This window comes from Streptomyces sp. NPDC001604 (assembly GCF_042893475.1).
GTDB lineage: Bacteria > Actinomycetota > Actinomycetes > Streptomycetales > Streptomycetaceae > Streptomyces.
On sequence record NZ_JBIAUY010000012.1, the window covers coordinates 175,403 to 192,476 of the forward strand.

Annotated in this window: 15 protein-coding genes; 7 read left to right on the top strand and 8 right to left on the bottom strand. The window is 71.9% G+C overall.

Going from position 1 to position 17,074, the window contains the following annotated elements; translation table 11 throughout:
• The first annotated feature begins 106 nt into the window (after window positions 1-106).
• The 3 genes from ureG to ACFY1E_RS29470 all read left to right on the top strand — a co-directional run bounded on the left by ureG (window position 107) and on the right by ACFY1E_RS29470 (window position 3,274).
• Entirely contained in the window at window positions 107-784 is a 678-nt protein-coding gene (ureG, locus tag ACFY1E_RS29460; protein WP_389080861.1) for an urease accessory protein UreG, read from the top strand.
• Window positions 772-1,539: an urease accessory protein UreD gene (locus ACFY1E_RS29465; RefSeq protein WP_389080863.1), complete on the top strand. Its 768-nt coding sequence runs from the start codon at window positions 772-774 to the stop codon at window positions 1,537-1,539. Before ureG ends, ACFY1E_RS29465 begins: the two co-directional genes overlap by 13 nt.
• 139 nt (window positions 1,540-1,678) lie before the next feature.
• On the top strand, window positions 1,679-3,274 hold the full coding sequence (locus ACFY1E_RS29470; RefSeq protein ID WP_389080866.1) for an alpha/beta hydrolase: 1,596 nt from the start codon (window positions 1,679-1,681) through the stop codon (window positions 3,272-3,274).
• A 79-nt stretch (window positions 3,275-3,353) separates the two neighbouring features.
• On the opposite strand, the gene ACFY1E_RS29475 is transcribed toward ACFY1E_RS29470, so the two are convergent.
• From ACFY1E_RS29475 to ACFY1E_RS29500, 6 genes are all read right to left on the bottom strand, one after another.
• Window positions 3,354-4,085, bottom strand: a complete 732-nt coding sequence (locus tag ACFY1E_RS29475; protein WP_389080868.1) for a lysophospholipid acyltransferase family protein — start codon at window positions 4,083-4,085, stop codon at window positions 3,354-3,356.
• 260 nt (window positions 4,086-4,345) lie between these two features.
• Window positions 4,346-5,575, bottom strand: a complete 1,230-nt coding sequence (locus ACFY1E_RS29480; protein ID WP_389080870.1) for a PP2C family protein-serine/threonine phosphatase — start codon at window positions 5,573-5,575, stop codon at window positions 4,346-4,348.
• Window positions 5,576-5,644: 69 nt separating this feature from the next.
• Window positions 5,645-8,107, bottom strand: coding sequence for a SpoIIE family protein phosphatase (locus ACFY1E_RS29485; RefSeq protein ID WP_389080872.1), 2,463 nt, complete (start codon window positions 8,105-8,107; stop codon window positions 5,645-5,647).
• Window positions 8,108-8,227: 120 nt separating this feature from the next.
• Complete coding sequence (gene rocD, locus ACFY1E_RS29490; RefSeq protein WP_389080875.1) at window positions 8,228-9,448, bottom strand: ornithine--oxo-acid transaminase; 1,221 nt, start codon at window positions 9,446-9,448, stop codon at window positions 8,228-8,230.
• On the bottom strand, window positions 9,445-10,257 hold the full coding sequence (ddaH, locus tag ACFY1E_RS29495) for a dimethylargininase (protein ID WP_389080877.1): 813 nt from the start codon (window positions 10,255-10,257) through the stop codon (window positions 9,445-9,447). Before ddaH ends, rocD begins: the two co-directional genes overlap by 4 nt.
• 154 nt (window positions 10,258-10,411) lie before the next feature.
• Complete coding sequence (locus ACFY1E_RS29500; RefSeq protein ID WP_389080880.1) at window positions 10,412-10,897, bottom strand: Lrp/AsnC family transcriptional regulator; 486 nt, start codon at window positions 10,895-10,897, stop codon at window positions 10,412-10,414.
• Window positions 10,898-10,975: 78 nt separating this feature from the next.
• Between ACFY1E_RS29500 and ACFY1E_RS29505 the strand changes: the two genes are divergently transcribed.
• From ACFY1E_RS29505 to ACFY1E_RS29520, 4 genes are read left to right on the top strand one after another with little or no spacing between them, the layout of a single operon-like run.
• A complete protein-coding gene (locus ACFY1E_RS29505; protein WP_389080882.1) occupies window positions 10,976-11,725 on the top strand; it encodes a LytR/AlgR family response regulator transcription factor in 750 nt (249 codons plus the stop codon).
• Window positions 11,722-12,090 carry a hypothetical protein gene (locus tag ACFY1E_RS29510; RefSeq protein ID WP_389081072.1) on the top strand — a complete coding sequence of 123 codons (369 nt, stop codon included), beginning with the start codon at window positions 11,722-11,724 and terminating at the stop codon, window positions 12,088-12,090. Before ACFY1E_RS29505 ends, ACFY1E_RS29510 begins: the two co-directional genes overlap by 4 nt.
• A gap of 10 nt (window positions 12,091-12,100) precedes the next feature.
• On the top strand, window positions 12,101-13,813 hold the full coding sequence (locus ACFY1E_RS29515; RefSeq protein ID WP_389080884.1) for a cation acetate symporter: 1,713 nt from the start codon (window positions 12,101-12,103) through the stop codon (window positions 13,811-13,813).
• Window positions 13,810-15,024: a sensor histidine kinase gene (locus ACFY1E_RS29520; protein WP_389080887.1), complete on the top strand. Its 1,215-nt coding sequence runs from the start codon at window positions 13,810-13,812 to the stop codon at window positions 15,022-15,024. Before ACFY1E_RS29515 ends, ACFY1E_RS29520 begins: the two co-directional genes overlap by 4 nt.
• 18 nt (window positions 15,025-15,042) lie before the next feature.
• Here ACFY1E_RS29520 and ACFY1E_RS29525 read toward each other — a convergent pair whose 3' ends face one another.
• The gene (locus tag ACFY1E_RS29525) at window positions 15,043-15,213 is read right to left on the bottom strand and encodes a hypothetical protein (RefSeq protein ID WP_030928253.1); all 171 of its coding nucleotides are present in this window, start codon (window positions 15,211-15,213) and stop codon (window positions 15,043-15,045) included.
• Between the two features lie 13 nt (window positions 15,214-15,226).
• Window positions 15,227-17,062, bottom strand: a complete 1,836-nt coding sequence (locus tag ACFY1E_RS29530) for a septum formation family protein (protein ID WP_389080890.1) — start codon at window positions 17,060-17,062, stop codon at window positions 15,227-15,229.
• Window positions 17,063-17,074 lie beyond the last annotated feature (12 nt).

Genomic DNA, 17,074 nt, shown 5'->3' on the forward strand with positions numbered 1-17,074 from the left:
TCCCCCAGACCCCCTTTTCGGCCTGAACGGCCTCGTCCTCAAACGCCGGACGGGCTGAGATGCGCCGGACGGGCTGAAATCGTGCTGAAGTATTGGAGCCGTAGTCATGCATCTGGATCACAGCCACGACGGGCCTGCCGCCGTCAGCGCCGACGCTCGCCGTCCCGACGGATCGCGGCGGGCCCTGCGGATCGGGCTCGGGGGGCCTGTCGGCTCGGGCAAGACCGCCACCGTTGCGGCGTTGTGCCGGGCCCTGCGTGACGAGCTGTCCCTCGCCGTCGTGACCAACGACATCTACACCCGCGAGGACGCCGAGTTTCTGCTCCGGGAAGCCGTGTTGCCTCCCGAGCGGATCACCGCCGTGGAGACGGGGGCCTGTCCGCACACCGCGATCCGGGACGACATCTCCGCCAATCTGGAGGCGGTGGAGGACCTGGAGGACGAGGTCGGGCCGCTGGATCTGATCCTGGTCGAGTCCGGTGGGGACAATCTCACCGCGACCTTCTCCAAGGGGCTCGTCGACGCCCAGATCTTCGTCATCGATGTGGCCGGTGGTGACGACATTCCGCGGAAGGGCGGGCCGGGGGTGACCACGGCCGATCTGCTCGTCGTCAACAAGACCGACCTCGCGCCGTACGTCGGCTCCGATCTCCAGCGGATGGCCGCCGACGCCAAGGCGCAGCGTGCCGAACTGCCCGTCGTCTTCCAGTCGCTCAGGAGCGAGGCCGGGGTGACCGACGTCGCCGGGTGGGTGCGGGCGCAGCTCGCCGCGTGGACGGCGTGACGGTGAGCGGGGTGCGGGCCACCGCTCGGATCGTCGCCCGCGAGGACGGCAGGGGCGGTACGGCCCTGCCGGTGCTCCAGGGGGAGGGGCCGCTCGCGCTGCGGCGGACGCGCAGCGGTGCTGCCGAGGCGCGGGTCATGCTCGTCGGGGCGATGAGCGGACCGCTCGGCGGCGACGAGTTCGCCGTCGAGGCGGAGGTGGGGAGCGGGGCACGGCTGCGGGTCGGGTCGGCCGCCGCCACCATCGCGCTGCCCGGGCAGGCCAAGGGCGAGGCACGCTACGACGTGCGGCTCGACGTCGCCGACGGCGGTGAACTGGAGTGGCTCCCCGAGCAGTTGATCTCCGCGCACGGGAGCGACCTCCATGTCAGGACGCGGGTCGAGCTCGGCGGTACCGCTCGGCTCGTGCTGCGCGAGGAACAGGTGCTCGGACGGGTCGGCGAGCAACCCGGGCGGCTGACCAGTCGTCTTACGGTCTGTGTCGAGGGGCGGGTGGTCCTCGACCAGGAGCTGGCCTGCGGGCCCGGAGCGCCGGGCGGGTGGGACGGTCCGGCCGTGCTGGGCGGGCACCGGGCCGTGGGGCAACTGGTCGTCGTACGGCCCGAGTTCGGGGTGGAGCCCGTGGCGGCCCGGGTGGTGCGGGAGGGCGCCGTGGTGATGCCGCTCGCCGGGCCCGCCGTGCTCGTCAGCGCGGTGGCGGCCGATGCCCTGCGGCTGCGGCGGGTACTGGACGAGGCGTTGGCCGCCGTGGCGTGAGGTTCCGCTGAGCGGAACAAGGTCACCGTTTATCGGATTGGTAAAGAAGGTCAACGACCCCTGTTCTCGGCATGTACACAGCCGAAAGGATCGCCCCTGACAATCGCAATGACGTTGGGGGAGGTCCCACTTGAGGGATATGAGACGAAAGAAGCGGGCCACCGCGCTCGGCTCGGCCGGAGTGCTCGCCGCGGCGACGCTCATAGCCGGCGCGGTCGCGGCGCCGAGTGCCAGCGCGACCGCCGGCGCGCGGCCCGCCAAGGACCGCGAGGCCCGCGGCGCCGCCATCGCGGCCGAGCGGGCGGCGAAGGCCGGCATCGACTGGCAGGACTGCCCCGCCGACTGGGGTTTCGAGAAGCCCATCCAGTGCGGGTACGTCAGCGTCCCGGTCGACTACGCGCATCCGTACGGCAAGCAGATCAAGCTGGCCGTCGACCGCATCGGCAACACGGGGACGAAGGAGGAGCGCCAGGGCGCCCTCGTCTACAACCCGGGCGGCCCCGGCGCCTCCGGTATGCGTTTCCCGCGCCGGGTCACGACCAAGAACCCGGTGTGGGCCAACGTGGCCAAGGCGTACGACTTCGTCGGCTTCGACCCGCGTGGTGTCGGCCACTCCGCGCCGATCTCCTGCATCGACCCGCAGGAGTTCGTGAAGGCGCCCAAGGCGGACCCGGTGCCGGACTCCGAGGCCGACAAGCTGGCCCAGCGCAAGCTGGCCGCCGAGTACGCCAAGGGCTGCGCCGAGCGCACCGGCAAGGCGATGCTCTCGCAGATGACCACGCCCAACACGGTGCGCGACCTGGACGTGATCCGTGCCGCGCTCGGCGAGAAGAAGCTCAACTACCTGGGCGTCTCCTACGGCACCTACATCGGCGCCGTCTACGGCACCATGTTCCCGGGCCATCTGCGCCGCATGATCGTGGACAGTGTCGTCAACCCGTCGCGGGAGAAGATCTGGTACCAGGCCAACCTGGACCAGGACGTCGCCTTCGAGGGCCGCTGGAAGGACTGGGAGGACTGGGTCGCCGCCAACGACGCCGCCTTCCACCTCGGCACCACGCGCGACGCCGTCCAGGCGAAGTGGCTCGAGCTGCGCGCCACCGCCAAGAAGAGCCCGCTCGGCGGGGTCGTCGGCCCGGCCGAGCTGATCTCCTTCTTCCAGAGCGCCCCGTACTACGACTCCTCGTGGGTGCCGGTCGCCACGGCGTTCAGCAAGTACTTCGCCGGCGACACCAAGGCGCTGGTCGACGCGGCCGCCCCGGACATGTCCGACACCGCGGGCAACATCACCGCGGAGAACGGCAACGCCGTCTACACGGCCGTCGAGTGCACCGACGCCAAGTGGCCCACCAGCTGGAAGAAGTGGGACAAGGACAACACCGAGCTCAACAAGAACTACCCGTTCATGACCTGGGCCAACGCCTGGATGAACCTGCCGTGCGCCACCTGGCCGGTCAAGCAGCGGACCCCGGTGAACGTCAAGACCCACAAGGGTCTGCCGCCGGTCATGATCGTGCAGTCCACGCATGACGCCGCCACCCCGTACGACGGCGCCGTCGAACTGCACAACCGCTTCCAGGGCTCCCGCCTGATCACCGAGAAGGACGCGGGCTCGCACGGTGTGACCGGCCTGGTCAACCCGTGCATCAACCAGAAGGTGGACGACTACCTCCTGAGCGGCAAGCTGGACGCCGCGGACGTGACCTGCACCCCGCACGCCACGCCCAAGCCGTAACCGGCAGCGCTACGAAGTGAGGGGCGGCCGGAACACTCCGGCCGCCCCTTCCTCGTGCTCACCTTGGCTCAGGCCTGTCCTAACCCAGCGGCATCCGCGGGAAGCGGCGCTCCTTCTCCGCGGCCCCGGCCGCCTCGGCCTGCTGTGCCTTGACCACGGCCGCGTACTCGTCGACGTACTCCTGCTCGGACAGCTTCAGAATCGCGTACATGATCTCGTCGGTGATGGCGCGCAGGACGGCCTTCTCGTTCTCCATTCCGGCATAGCGCGAGAAGTCGAGGGGCTTGCCGAAGCGGATGACGACGGGGTGGATGTTCGGGATGACCTTGCCGGGCGGCTGTGCCTCGAAGGTGCCGATCATCGCGCAGGGGATGACGGGCACCTGGGCCCGCAGCGCCATCACCGCCACCCCGACCTTGCCCTTGTACAGGCGGCCGTCGTGCGAGCGGGTGCCCTCCGGGTAGATGCCGAGCAGTTCGTTCTTGCTCAGCACGCCGAGGCCCTCGCGGATGGCGGCCTGGCCCGCTTCCTTGCCGGTGCGGTCGACCGGGATCTGCCCGGCGCTGCGGAAGAAGGCCGCGGTGAGGCGGCCCTTGATGCCGGGACCGGTGAAGTACTCCTTCTTGGCGAGGAAGGTGATGCGGCGCTTGAGGATGGCCGGCATCAGGAAGTGGTCCGAGAAGGACAGATGGTTGCCGGCGACGATCGCCGGGCCTTCGGCCGGCACGTGTTCGAGGCCTTCGATGCGAGGCCGGAAGACCAGTCTCAGCAGAGGTCCCAGCAACACGTATTTGAGCACGTAGTAGAACAAAGGGTCGCTCCTCACTCCGGCGGATCGCCTGTGCCGCCGCGTTCCAGCAGGTCAACCGGCGTGTCGTGGGATCGCCAGTCTATGTGCAGGCGCAGTTCGCCGGAACACGGCGGACGCCGCGTCGCGCGCGTGGGGACAACTGCCGCACCAGCCTCCAGTTACCGACTGGTAGACAGCAACCTGATGACACATCATGGCGCGATCGCGTTCAACTGCTGGCGAACGCCCGGCCCTTGCGGCGCACCGCGCCTTCTGCTCGCTCACAGCCGCACGATGACCAGGGCGGTGTCGTCGGTCGCACCCCCCGGCGGCAGCAGCTCCAGCAGGACCGCGTCGGCCAGCCGTTCGGGGTCCTCCGTGCGGTGGCGGGCCAGGGAGTCGGCGAGGCGGGCCAGGCCGGTGTCGATGTCCTCCCGTCTTCGTTCGATCAGGCCGTCGGTGTACAGGACGAGCGTGGCGCCCGCGGCGTACCGGGTGCAGGCCTGGGGTCTGGGGATCGGGTCGGGGCGGGCGTCGAGCGGCGGGTCGGTGGCCTGGTCGAGGAACTCGATACGGCCGTCGGCGTGGACGAGGACCGGCGGGGGGTGCCCGGCGCTGCTGTAGGTGATGGTGTGCTCGTCGTAGTCGATGAACGTCGTGACGGCGGTGGCGGACTCGGCGCCGTCGACCACGTGCGCATAGCGGCCCAGCACGTTCAGCGCCTCGGCCGGGCCCTCGGCGACCCGGGAGGCGGCGCTCAGCGCGCTGCGCAGCTGGCCCATGACCCCGGCGGCCGCGAGCCCGTGCCCGACCACGTCGCCCACCGCCACGCCGATGCGGTGGCCGCCCACCAGGTCGACGAGGTCGTACCAGTCCCCGCACACGTTGAGCGAGCCGACGGCGGGCCGGTAGCGCACGGCCGCATGCTGGTGGCCGGCCTGCCGGCGGGCGGGCAGCATCGCCTCCTGCAGTGCGATGGCCACCTCGCGCTCGCGGGCGTGGGCCTGCCGCAGCCGCTCGTTGAGGTCCTGCAGTTCGCGGGCGCGGGTGTACAGCTCGGCCTCCAGCACCCGGGCCCGGCTGCTGCGTGGGCTGCCCCTGGCCTTGATCAGCTCGGTGACCTCCTCGACGCGGTGCACCATCAGCACCACCTTGCCGTCCGGGCCGAGCACCGGAGCGTTGACCGGGCTCCAGTAGCGCTCCTCCCACTCGCCGGGCCGGTCGGGGTTCTCGACGTCGTAGCGCTGCAGGGCCATGGCGTCGCGCTCACCGGTCTCCAGCACCCGCTGCAGCGACGCCTCCAGATTGCGCATGCCGGAGGCGGTGGAGTCGTTCGGGTTGTCGGGGAAGACGTCGAACAGATAGCGGCCGACGACCTGCTCGCGGGCGCGCCCGGCCAACCGCAGGAACTCCTCGTTGGCGTCCGCGAACACCAGCTCGGGCGTCAGCAGCGCCACCATCCCCGGCAGGCACTGGAACACTGCCGCGTAGTCGATCGCCCCATCGTTCATGGCTGCCGCCTCACCGCCGGGTTCACGCAATTTTCCCACGCGATGCGTCGTATGTGCGGTATTGGTGTGTCAGTCCGGGGGATCCGTCAGGGACTGCTCGGCCCAGATGACCTTCCCCTCGGGGACGAAGCGGGTGCCCCACCGCTGGGTGAACTGCGACACCAGCAGCAGCCCGCGCCCGCCCTCGTCGGTGGTGCGCGGATGGCGCAGATGGGGAGCGGTGGCGCCGCCGTCGGAGACCTCGCAGATCAGGGCGCGTTCCCTGATCAGGCGGAGCCGGATGGGGCCTTCGGCGTGCCGGATGGCGTTGGTGACCAGCTCGCTGACCACGAGTTCCGTGGTGAAGGCCAGCTCCTCCAGGCCCCACTCGGTCAGCTGCCGGGCGGCTTCCTTGCGGGCGTCGGCGACGACGGCCGGGTCGGCGGGCAGGTCCCAGTCGGCGACCTGGTCGGCGCCCAGCAGCTTGGTGCGTGCCATCAGCAGCGCCACGTCGTCGTCCGGACGGTCCGGGATCAGTGCGTCGACCACGGCCCGGCAGCGCAGGTCGAGGGAGGATGCGATCCGTTCCAGGGCCCGGCGCAGCCGCTCGCGGTCCGCGTCGACCGGACGGTCGTCGGCCTCGCGGGCCAGCAGCCCGTCCGTGTGCAGGGCGAGCATGCTGCCCTCGGCGAGGGCCAGCTCCACCGCCTCGAAGGGCCGCCCGCCCACGCCGAGAGGCGGGCCCTGCGGCAGGTTCACGAAGGTGACGGTGCCGTCGGGCATGACGACGGCGGGCGCGGGATGGCCCGCGGCGGCCATCGTGCACTGTCCGTCGACGGGGTCGTAGACGACGTACACGCAGCCGGACCCCGCGACCTGCACGTCGACGTCCTCCGGAGTGTCCGGGTCGCCGCCCTCCTCGCGGCCGGTGAGTGCGGCCAGGTCGTCCAGGTGCGCAAGCACCTCCTCGGGCGGCAGATCCAGCGCCGCCAGGGTGCGTACGGCAGTCCGCAGGCGCCCCATGGCAGCGGCCGCGTCGATGCCGTGCCCCGGCACCTCACCCACGACGAGCGCCACGCGGGCGCCCGACAGCGGGATGAGGTCGTACCAGTCGCCGCCCAGGCCGGTGAGCTCGTCGGCCGGCCGGTAGCAGGCTGCCACCTCCACGGCGTCCTGTTCGGGCAGCCGGTGCGGGAGCAGGCTGCGCTGCAGCACCAGCGCCGCATTGCGTTCGCGGGCGTAGCGGCGGGCGTTGTCCACGCAGACCGCGGCCCGTGAGACCAGGTCCTCGGCCAGGCTGAGGTCGTCCTCGTCGAAGGGCTCCTGACGCCGGCGCCGGAAGAACGTGGTGACGCCGAGGGTGACGCCCCGCGCGCGGATCGGCACGACCATCACGGTGTGCAGCCCCAGCTCCAGGAACGTGGCCGTCCGGTCGCCGGGCAGGTCGGTGGCCCACTCCCGGGCCAGCGGGTCGAGCCGCTCCTCGCGCCAGGACAGGCCGGTGGCCAGGCAGCGGATCGGGGGCGATCCGGGCAGATAGTGGGCCACCGCGCCGATCTCCACGACGGCTTCGGGGACGCCCGGGTTCACCGACTGGTGTCCGGCCCGCCGCAGGGGCACCGCCTCCGCGGGGCTGAGCGGTCCGGCCGGGGGCTCCGCGCCGCGCAGCACCCACTCCAGCAGGTCGACGCAGACGAAGTCGGCGCAGCCCGGCACGGCCACGTCGGCCAGCTCCTGAGCGGTCCGCACGATGTCCAGGCTGCGGCCGATCTGTTCGCCGGCCCGGTCGAGCAGGGCCAGCCGCTGCCGGGCGCGGTGCCGCTCGGTGATGTCGACGACCGTGTAGTAGACGCCCATCGGGTGGCCGTTGTCGTCCTCGAGACGGGTGAACGACATCATGTGCGCCGTCTCCCGGAGCGGTGCGGAGCGCACATGGCCGACGTGCTCGTAGCCGACCACCGGCTGTCCGGTCTCCAGCACGCGCCGCATCTGTGCCTCGATGCCCTCGGAGTCGAGGCCCGGCTGGATCTCCGCCAGCCGCCGGCCCAGCCGCTCCCCTGGGGAGCCGCCGCCGAACCGCTCCAGGGCCGCGTTCGACCAGACGCACCGCAGATTCGCGTCCACGACCGCTATGCCGACGGGCGAGCCGGTCACCATCTGCTCCAGCACCGCACGGCTCATGTCCCAGCCGCGTGCCCCGGCCATGTCGGAGAGCAGCACCAGCCAGTGCGCCCCGCCGCCCGTCCCCACCGCCGGAGTGATCCGGACCATCACCCGGACCTGGTGCCCGTCCTTGTGCCGGGCGGTCAGCAGCCCGGCCCAGCCGCCGTCCCGACGGCACCGCTCGGCCACCTCGGGCACCCGCGCGGCGTCCTCCGTGGCCAGCAGGCCGGCCACCGGGGTGCCGACCACCTCGGAGGCGGTGTAGTCCAGCAGCCGCCGGGCGTCCCGGGTCCAGTTGGTCACCACGCCCTGGGCGTCGAGCAGCAGAGGCGCGGCATCGGCCACGTCGAACCGCTGCCGGGCAAGGTCCTGCTCCTCGTCAGTGCCCACGGCCGACCTCTCTGTCGCTGAGAGTGGTCTACCACCTCTTGTCCCCATCTTCACCCTCCGGGCAACCGGTGAGGGCGCAGAGAAAAGTGGGGGGCGGGATCCGGCCGCCCCCCACGCCGGTCAGGAACCCAGGACCTTCTCCAGAGCCCCGAGCGCGGACTCCAGCTCCTCGCCGGTGATCGTCAGCGGCGGCGCCAGCCGGATGGTGGAGCCGTGGGTGTCCTTGACCAGGACCCCCTCGCGCTGGAGGCGTTCGCTGATCTCGCGGCCGGTGCCGATCGCCGGGTCGACGTCGACGCCCGCCCACAGGCCGCGGGCGCGGAAGCCGGCGACGCCCTTGCCCACCAGGGCGGCCAGACCACCGCGCAGGATCACGCCCAGCTCGGCCGCCCGGCGCTGGTACTCGCCCGTCTCCAGCAGCTCCACGACGGCCGTGCCGACCGCGGCGGCCAGCGGGTTGCCGCCGAACGTCGAACCGTGCTCGCCCGGGCGCAGCACGCCGAGCACGTCCCGGCGAGCGACCACCGCGGAGACCGGGACGATGCCGCCGCCCAGCGCCTTGCCGAGCAGCAGGACGTCCGGGACGACGCCCTCGTGCTCGACGGCGAGGGTGCGGCCGGTGCGGCCGAGGCCCGACTGGATCTCGTCCGCGATGAACAGACAGCCCTTGCGGCGGGTCAGCTCGCGCACCCCGCTCAGATAGCCGTCGTCGGGGATGACGACACCCGCCTCGCCCTGGATGGGCTCGATCAGCACCGCGGCCGTGGTCTCGTCGACCGCCGCCTCCAGCGCCGCCAGGTCGTTGTACGGCACGATCCGGAAGCCCGGCGTGAACGGGCCGAAGCCCGCCCGTGCGGTCTCGTCCGTGGAGAAGCTGACGATCGTCGTCGTACGGCCGTGGAAGTTCTCCGCCGCGACCACGATCGTCGCCCGGTCGGCAGGGACGCCCTTGACCTCGTACGCCCACTTGCGGGCCACCTTGATGCCGGACTCGACCGCCTCGGCGCCCGTGTTCATCGGCAGCACCATGTCCAGGCCGGTCAGCTCAGCCAGCCGCTCGGCGAACTCCGCGAGCCTGTCGTTGTGGAAGGCGCGCGAGGTGAGCGTGAGGCGGTCCAGCTGGTCGTGGGCCGCCTGGACGAGCGCCGGATGGCGGTGGCCGAAGTTGAGGGCCGAGTAGCCGGCCAGCATGTCGAGGTAGCGGCGGCCCTCGACGTCCTCCACCCAGGTGCCCTCGGCGCGGGCGACGACCACGGGCAGCGGGTGGTAATTGTGCGCCAGGACCGGTTCCTCGGCGCGGATCAGCTCGGCGGACGAACGCGTGGTCACGGGAGCGGTCATGAACGGATCTCCTGAGTACAGCACTTGATGCCGCCGCCTGCCTTGCGGAACTCGGACAGGTCGACGGGCACGGGGACATAGCCGCGGTCGGCGAGAGCGGTGGCGAGGGACTCGGCCTGGGGCGCAATGAAGACGTTGCGGCCGTCGGAGACGGAGTTGAGGCCGAAGGCCAGCGCGTCGTCCAGGGTGGCGATCACCGCGTCCGGGTACAGCCGGGCCAGCACCTCGCGGCTGCCCGGTGAGAACGCCTCCGGGTAGTAGGAGATGTTGTCGTCGTCCAGGACGAACAGCGCGGTGTCCAGGTGGTACAAGCGCGGGTCCACCAGCGTCAGGCTGATCACCGGGTGGCCGAAGAACTCCTGCACCTCGCGGTGCGCCTCGCGGGTCGTACGGAACCCGGTGCCGGCCAGGACGTAACGGCCCGTCCAGACCAGGTCGCCCTCGCCCTCGCAGACGGCCTCGGGACGGTGGACGTCGAAGCCGGCCGCCTTGAACCAGGTGTCGTAGTGGGTGGACTCCGGGCGCCGCTCGGGCGCGTGGAAGAGGGAGCCGAAGACGCGGCCGTCCACGACGACCGCCGAGTTCGCGGCGAAGACCATGTCCGGGAGACCGGGGGCCGGCTCCAGGGTGTCGACGGTGTGGCCATGGGCCCGGTAGGCGCCGATCAGCGCCTGCCACTGCTCCTGGGCCAGATCCACGTCGACGCGGACATCAGGGTGCATCCAGGGGTTGATCGCGTACTGCACGGCGAAATGTCTGGGTTCGCAGACGAGGAAGCGCCGCCGGCGCGGCACACGGGAATCGGACACAGAGGGGTTCCTCCGCTTCCTGCGGTGTCGAGGGTGGGTTGACACCAAGGTAGGAAGTGACGGAGTAGGGCGACAAGGAACGAGAATTGCGTGTCCGCGCAGGAATGCTGCGTCTTGAGCGGGTTCCGCGCAGTGCTGCTGCGTGTTCGGATGTTTATTCGGGGGCGGGCTGGGTGGCGCCCGCCTCCGGGCTCTCCGGGAGCAGATGGGACAGCACCATCACGCTGATCGTCTTGCGGATGAAGGGCTCCACACGGATGCGTTCCAGCACCTCCTCGAAGTGCTCCACGTCCCGCGCCCGTACGTGCAGCAACGCGTCCGCGCCGCCGGTCACCGTCATCGCCGCCGTGATCTCCGGATGGTTGCGGACCACCTCCGCGAGCCGCCGTGGCGGAGCCGCCCCCTCGCAGTACACCTCGACGTACGCCTCCGTGCGCCAGCCCAGCGCGGCCGGCTGCACCGTCGCGGTGAACCCGGTGATCACGCCGGTCTCCCGCAGCCGGTCCACCCGCCGCTTCACCGCCGTCGACGACAGCCCCACGGCCGCGCCGATCTCGGCGAAGCTCTTCCTGGCGTTCGCCATCAACGCGGTGATGATCTTCCGGTCGAGCTCGTCGAAGGGGGCCGGCCTGCTGCTCATGTCGGCACTGTATCCAGCACGGACGTCCACACCACGGCACATGTCCACCCGTGCGGATTCCACCTACACTCCGGGTTCATGCTGCGCGCCCTCGCCGTCGACGACGAACGCCCCTCGCTGGAGGAACTGCTGTATCTGCTGAACGCGGACCCGCGCATCGGCAGCGCGGAGGGCGCAGGCGACGCGACCGAGGCGCTGCGCCGCATCAACCGGGCGCTCCAGTCCGGTCCGGGCGGTCCCGAGGCGATCGACGTCGTCTTCCTCGACATCCACATGCCCGGCCTCGACGGACTGGACCTGGCCCGGCTGCTGACCGGGTTCGCCAAGCCGCCGCTGGTCGTGTTCGTCACCGCCCACGAGGACTTCGCCGTCCAGGCCTTCGACCTCAAGGCCGTCGACTACGTCCTCAAGCCCGTCCGCAAGGAACGCCTCGCGGAGGCGGTCCGCCGGGCCGCCGAACTCACCGGCAACACCCCGCTCATCCCTGTGCACGAGCCCGACCCCGACCAGATTCCGGTCGAACTCGGCGGTGTGACCCGCTTCGTCGCCGTCGACGACATCACCCATGTCGAGGCCCAGGGCGACTACGCCCGTCTGCACACGGACAGGGGCAGCCACCTCGTACGGATCCCGCTGTCCACCCTGGAGGAACGCTGGCGCTCCCGCGGCTTCGTCCGCATCCACCGCCGCCACCTGGTGGCCCTGCGGCACGTCGGCGAACTGCGCCTGGACGCGGGCACGGTGAGCGTCCTCGTCGGCGCCGAGGAACTGCAGGTCAGCCGCCGCCACGCACGCGAACTGCGGGACCTGCTGATGAGGAGGCCCTGACCGTGCCCCACCAGGACCCCGCCGAGCGGCGCGTCGTCGTCACCGGCCCGCCGCGCCGCACCCGCCGCGCCTCCGGCTACTACCGCCCGCGCACCGAGATCGACGAGCAGACCACCCTCGGCCACACCTACGTCCGCTCCCTCATGCGCACCCAACTCCGCGCCGCCCTCGCGGTGTTCGCGTTCCTCGGCCTGCTGATCGGCCCGCTGCCCCTGGTCTTCGCCGCCACACCGGACGCCCGCCGCCTGCAGTGGGTGATCCTCGGCTTCTGCCTCTACGCCCCGATGGTCCTGCTCGCCCTGTGGTACGTCCGGCGCGCCGAGCGCAACGAACGGGACTTCGTGCGGCTCGTGGAAGACCGATGAACGAGGACCGATGAACTCCAGTTACGCCGTCCCCGCCGTCGCCCTCGTGGTCGTGGCGACCGTCCTGGTCGGCGCCTTCGGTCTGCGCATCTCCCGTACCACCTCCGACTTCTACGTCGCCTCCCGCACCGTCGGCCCCCGCCTCAACGCGGCCGCCATCAGCGGCGAGTACCTCTCCGCCGCCTCCTTCCTGGGCATCGCGGGCCTGGTCCTGGTCCAGGGCCCCGACATGCTCTGGTACCCGGTCGGCTACACCGCCGGATATCTGGTCCTGCTGCTGTTCGTCGCCGCCCCCCTGCGCCGCTCCGGCGCCTACACCCTGCCCGACTTCGCCGAGGCCCGGCTGGCCTCGCAGGCGGTACGGCGGCTGGCCGGGGCCTTCGTCGTCGGCGTCGGCTGGCTGTATCTGCTGCCCCAACTACAGGGCGCGGGGCTGACGTTGACGGTGCTGACCGGTGCGCCCGGCTCGCTCGGCGGGCTGATCGTGGCCGTCGTCGTGGTCGCCACCGTGGCCGCCGGCGGGATGCGCAGCATCACCTTCGTCCAGGCCTTCCAGTACTGGCTCAAGCTCACCGCCCTGCTGGTGCCCGCGCTGTTCCTGGTCCTCGCCTGGCAGGGCGACGGCGCGCCGCGCCGCGCCTTCGAGGAGCCTGCGACCTTCCGCGAGCAGCGCGTCGTACGCGTCGACGACAGCCTCGACCTGAAACTGGACCGGCCGCTGACCGTCACCGTGACCGGCACGGTCGACGGCCGCCCCCACGACGGAGCGCGGATCCAATTGCCCTCCGGCACCCACCACGTCGAGCGGGGCACCCGGCTGACCTTCGCCAAGGGCGCCACCGTCCCGACCGCCGACCGCGGCACCAACGGCGGCATGTCCACCTCGCTGGCCTCGAGCCGTGAGGAACGCCCGCTGTACGCCACGTACGGGCTGATCCTCGCCACCTTCCTCGGCACCATGGGCCTGCCGCACGTCGTCGTCCGCTTCTACACCAGCCCGCACGGCGTCGCCGCCCGCCGCACCACCGTCGCCGTGCTCGGCCTGATCGGCGCCTTCTACCTCCTGCCGCCCCTGTACGGCGCCCTCGGCCGCCTGTACACCCCCGAACTCACCCTCACCGGCGACACGGACGCCGCCGTCCTGCTGCTGCCCGACCGCATGATCGGCGGTGTCGGCGGCGACCTGCTGGGTGCGCTGGTGGCGGGCGGCGCCTTCGCCGCGTTCCTGTCCACGGCGTCCGGACTGACCATGGCGGTGGCCGGAGTGCTCACCCAGGACGTCCTGCCGACGCGCGGCGTACGGCACTTCAGGCTCGGCACCGTGCTCTCCATGGCGGTGCCGCTCGCCGCCAGCCTCATCGTCGGCGGGCTTCCCGTCGCCGACGCGGTCGGGCTGGCCTTCGCGGTGTCCGCGTCGTCCTTCTGCCCGCTGCTCGTCCTCGGCATCTGGTGGCGCAGGCTGACCCCGCCGGGCGCGGCCGCCGGGATGTTGATCGGCGGCGGTTCGGCGTTCCTGGCGGTGGCCGCGACGATGGCCGGCTTCCCGGGCACGGGCTCGCTGCACGCCTTACTGGCCTGGCCCGCCCTCTGGTCGGTGCCGCTGGGCTTCCTCACGATGGTGCTGGTGTCCTTGGCCACCCCGGGCCGCGTGCCGGGCGGGACCGAGGCGATCCTGGCGAGGTTCCATCTGCCGGAGGAACTGCGCGCGGAGGTGAAGACATGAGCGGATTCCTCGCCGGGCTGTGCGTGGCCGTCCTGCCGCTGCTGGCCGCCGGGTTCTGGCTCGGCCGGCGCACGGCACGCCCCGAGAGCCTCGGCGGCCTCGGCACCCCCGTCGAGCACGCCACCTTCCAGACCCTGCACACCGCCTCCCTGGCCGCACCCCCGCTGCGGGCCGGGCTGACGGAGGAGACCGCCCGCAAGTCCGCCCGCCGGCTGCGCACCCTCCTCGGCACGGACGCCCTGTGTCTGACGGACCAGAAGGAGGTCCTCGTCTGGGACGGCGTGGGCGGCCACCACCGCGGCGAGATCATGGAACGCCTCGCCGGACCGCTGGAGACCGGCCGCGGCGAGGCCTTCCGCCTCAAGTGCCCCGACCCGGACTGCCGGGTGCGCTGGGCGGTCGTCGCCCCGCTCACCGTCGACGACCGTGTGCACGGCGCACTGGTCGCCTGCGCGCCCCGCGAGTCCGCCGTCCTGGTCCGGGCCGCCGGGGAGGTCGCCCGCTGGGTGAGCGTCCAACTGGAGCTGGCCGATCTCGACCAGTCCCGCACCCGTCTGATCGAGGCCGAGATCAAGGCACTGCGCGCCCAGATCTCCCCGCACTTCATCTTCAACTCGCTCGCGGTGATAGCGAGCTTCGTGCGCACCGACCCCGAGCGCGCCCGGGAACTCCTCCTGGAGTTCGCCGACTTCACCCGCTACTCGTTCCGCAGGCACGGCGACTTCACCACCCTGGCCGACGAACTGCACGCCATCGACCACTACCTGGCGCTGGTGCGGGCACGCTTCGGCGACCGCCTCTCCGTCACCCTGCAGATCGCCCCCGAGGTCCTCCCGGTCACCCTGCCCTTCCTGTGCCTGCAGCCGCTCGTCGAGAACGCCGTCAAGCACGGCCTGGAGGGGAAAACGGCGCCCGTGGGCAAGAGCCACATCAGCATCACCGCGCAGGACGCCGGCGCCGAGGCCCTGGTCGTCATCGAGGACGACGGCGCCGGAATGGACCCCGGCCTGCTGCGCCGTATCCTCGCCGGCGAGGTCAGCCCCTCGGGCGGCATCGGACTGTCCAACGTCGACGACCGCCTCCGCCAGGTCTACGGCGACGACTACGGGCTCGTCATCGAGACCGCCGTGGGAGCGGGCATGAAGATCACCGCCCGGCTGCCGAAATACCAGCCGGGGGTGCACTCGGCCGGGCGGCTGAGCGAGGAATGAACGACACGTGCGGATGCGTCACGTGCTGCGGGAGGCGACCATCCCGAGGGTGAGCAGACCCAGCACGACCCAGCCGAACCACAGCCAGCCGTTGGAGCCGAGGGCCACCGTGTAGGCGGTCACCACGACCAGGCCGCCGACCGTGATCGCCCCCATCGCCTTCGTAGAACCGTCCGTAGAACCGGGCATCGCAACACCCTCCTCAGGATTCGTCCCCCTCCATGGTGCCCCCGTTCTGCTTCCGTACGGTGCAGACGACGAAATGCGTGCCCGACCTCCAGGCGCCCTGACTGCTCCAGGAACCGGAGGTGTAGACGGACGGGTCGAAGCCGTAGTCCCGCGGCGGCACGTCCTTCGCGCAGGCCGCATCCGACTTCGTACGGGCCTCGGTGAGCGTGACGTCGTCGCCCAGCCGGGTGAATCCGAGCACCTGCTCGTCGTGCGGGCCGCTGCAGGACACCAGCCGGGCGTCCCGGTCGGAACGGGTCTCCAGGCAGTCACGGCGCTGCATGTTCGCCGTGTCCGTGAAGTCCGAGCCGACCTTGCGCCGATCGCCGAGCGGCCCGTACACCGGCCCGTGCGCGCCCAGCACCAGACAGGCGGTGCGCCGTCCCGCGGCCTCGAACCCGGACCCGGTCGGCACGACGGCGACGCTGCGGACGTCCGCCAGCCGCTCCCGCATCTCCTGCGTCCGCTCCTCGCACCGGGCCGGCCCCAGCTTGCGGGCCTCGTCGGCGGATGCGGCCGGTACGAGCGCCATCACCTGCCCGTCGGGGGCCTGGCCCCGGCAGGACGGATCCGGCGTCAGCCGCGGTACCCCCTGGAAACGGTCGCCCGGCCAGTCCGCGAGCACGCACTCCCCGTCCTTGAGCGGCGCGGAAAGCCCCACGGCCGAACCGTACGGCGAGGCCGCCCCGTCGCCGCCGCTCTTCTGGTGCGCCATGGCGTACCAGACCCCTCCCAGCGCCAGGACCAGACCGAGCGAGACGGCAAGGACGGCCCGCAGCGCCCGCGGGAGCTCACGGCGACGGTGGGCGGGACCGGACGAGGAGGCGACGACCGGCCCGAAGCCGTCCGTGCCGGGCCCGGGCGGCGGGGGAGCGGCCGCAGGCCCGGCCCAGGGCGGCTGCGAACCCGGGTCGGACCGGGTACGGGCGTACCCCTCGGCCTGCGGTGTGACGATCCGCGACAGCGCCGCCTCGGCCTCCGGCGCGGACGGCCGCCGCCCCGGGTCCTTCACCAGCAGCGCCTGCAGCACGGGGCCCAGCGCACCGGCGCGCACGGCGGGACGCGGCTCCTCCATGACCACCGCGGTGACCTCGGCGAGATGCGACTCGCGCTCGAAGGGGCCGTGGCCCTCGACGCCGTGGTAGAGCGTGCAGCCCAGCGAGAACAGGTCGGCGGCCGGGGTCGGCGGCCCGCCAGTGGCGCGTTCCGGCGCCAGATAGCCGGACGTCCCCACCAGCACGGACGCCAGCGTGTACCGCGTCTCGCCGCCGTCCGGCTGCACCGATATGCCGTAGTCGGTGAGCAGGATGCGTCCGTACGGCGCCCCGGAGCGGTCCGGGGCGAGCAGGATGTTCGCCGGTTTCACGTCCCGGTGCATGACGCCCCGCTCGTGCCCGGCGGTCAGCGCGTCCAGCACCGCCAGCCCGATGCGGGCACACTCCGCGGGCGCGAGGGGGCCGCGCGTCTCGACCAGCTCCTTCAGGTCGACGGCGCCCGCCACGTACTCCATGACGATCCACGGCAGCCCCTCGTGCTCCAGCACGTCGTGCACCGTCACCACATGCGGATGGCCGCGCAGCCCCGCCGCGTGCCGGGCCTCCGCGCGCGCCCGCGCGACCCTGGCCTCCCGCTCGTCCCCGGTCGGGTCCGGGTCGCGGAACACGATCTCCTTGAGCGCGACCTCGCAGGCGAGTCTCTGGTCGTGGGCGAGCCACACATGGCCCATGCCACCGCCGCCGAGCCGGTTCAGCAGCAGATAACGGCCGGCGATGACCCGGCCCACTCCCGACGTGGGTGATCCTGAATGCATCCGGTGACTCCC

Coding starts and splice junctions, on each gene's coding strand:
- ACFY1E_RS29530 (WP_389080890.1), bottom strand. CDS start 17,062: ATGCATTCAGGATCACCCACGTCGGGAGTGGGCCGGGTCATCGCCGGC.
- ACFY1E_RS29500 (WP_389080880.1), bottom strand. CDS start 10,897: ATGAGCAGCAGGCCGGCCCCCTTCGACGAGCTCGACCGGAAGATCATC.
- ureG (WP_389080861.1), top strand. CDS start 107: ATGCATCTGGATCACAGCCACGACGGGCCTGCCGCCGTCAGCGCCGAC.
- ACFY1E_RS29525 (WP_030928253.1), bottom strand. CDS start 15,213: ATGCCCGGTTCTACGGACGGTTCTACGAAGGCGATGGGGGCGATCACG.
- ACFY1E_RS29520 (WP_389080887.1), top strand. CDS start 13,810: ATGAGCGGATTCCTCGCCGGGCTGTGCGTGGCCGTCCTGCCGCTGCTG.
- ACFY1E_RS29505 (WP_389080882.1), top strand. CDS start 10,976: ATGCTGCGCGCCCTCGCCGTCGACGACGAACGCCCCTCGCTGGAGGAA.
- rocD (WP_389080875.1), bottom strand. CDS start 9,448: ATGACCGCTCCCGTGACCACGCGTTCGTCCGCCGAGCTGATCCGCGCC.
- ACFY1E_RS29470 (WP_389080866.1), top strand. CDS start 1,679: ATGAGACGAAAGAAGCGGGCCACCGCGCTCGGCTCGGCCGGAGTGCTC.
- ACFY1E_RS29515 (WP_389080884.1), top strand. CDS start 12,101: ATGAACTCCAGTTACGCCGTCCCCGCCGTCGCCCTCGTGGTCGTGGCG.
- ACFY1E_RS29480 (WP_389080870.1), bottom strand. CDS start 5,575: ATGAACGATGGGGCGATCGACTACGCGGCAGTGTTCCAGTGCCTGCCG.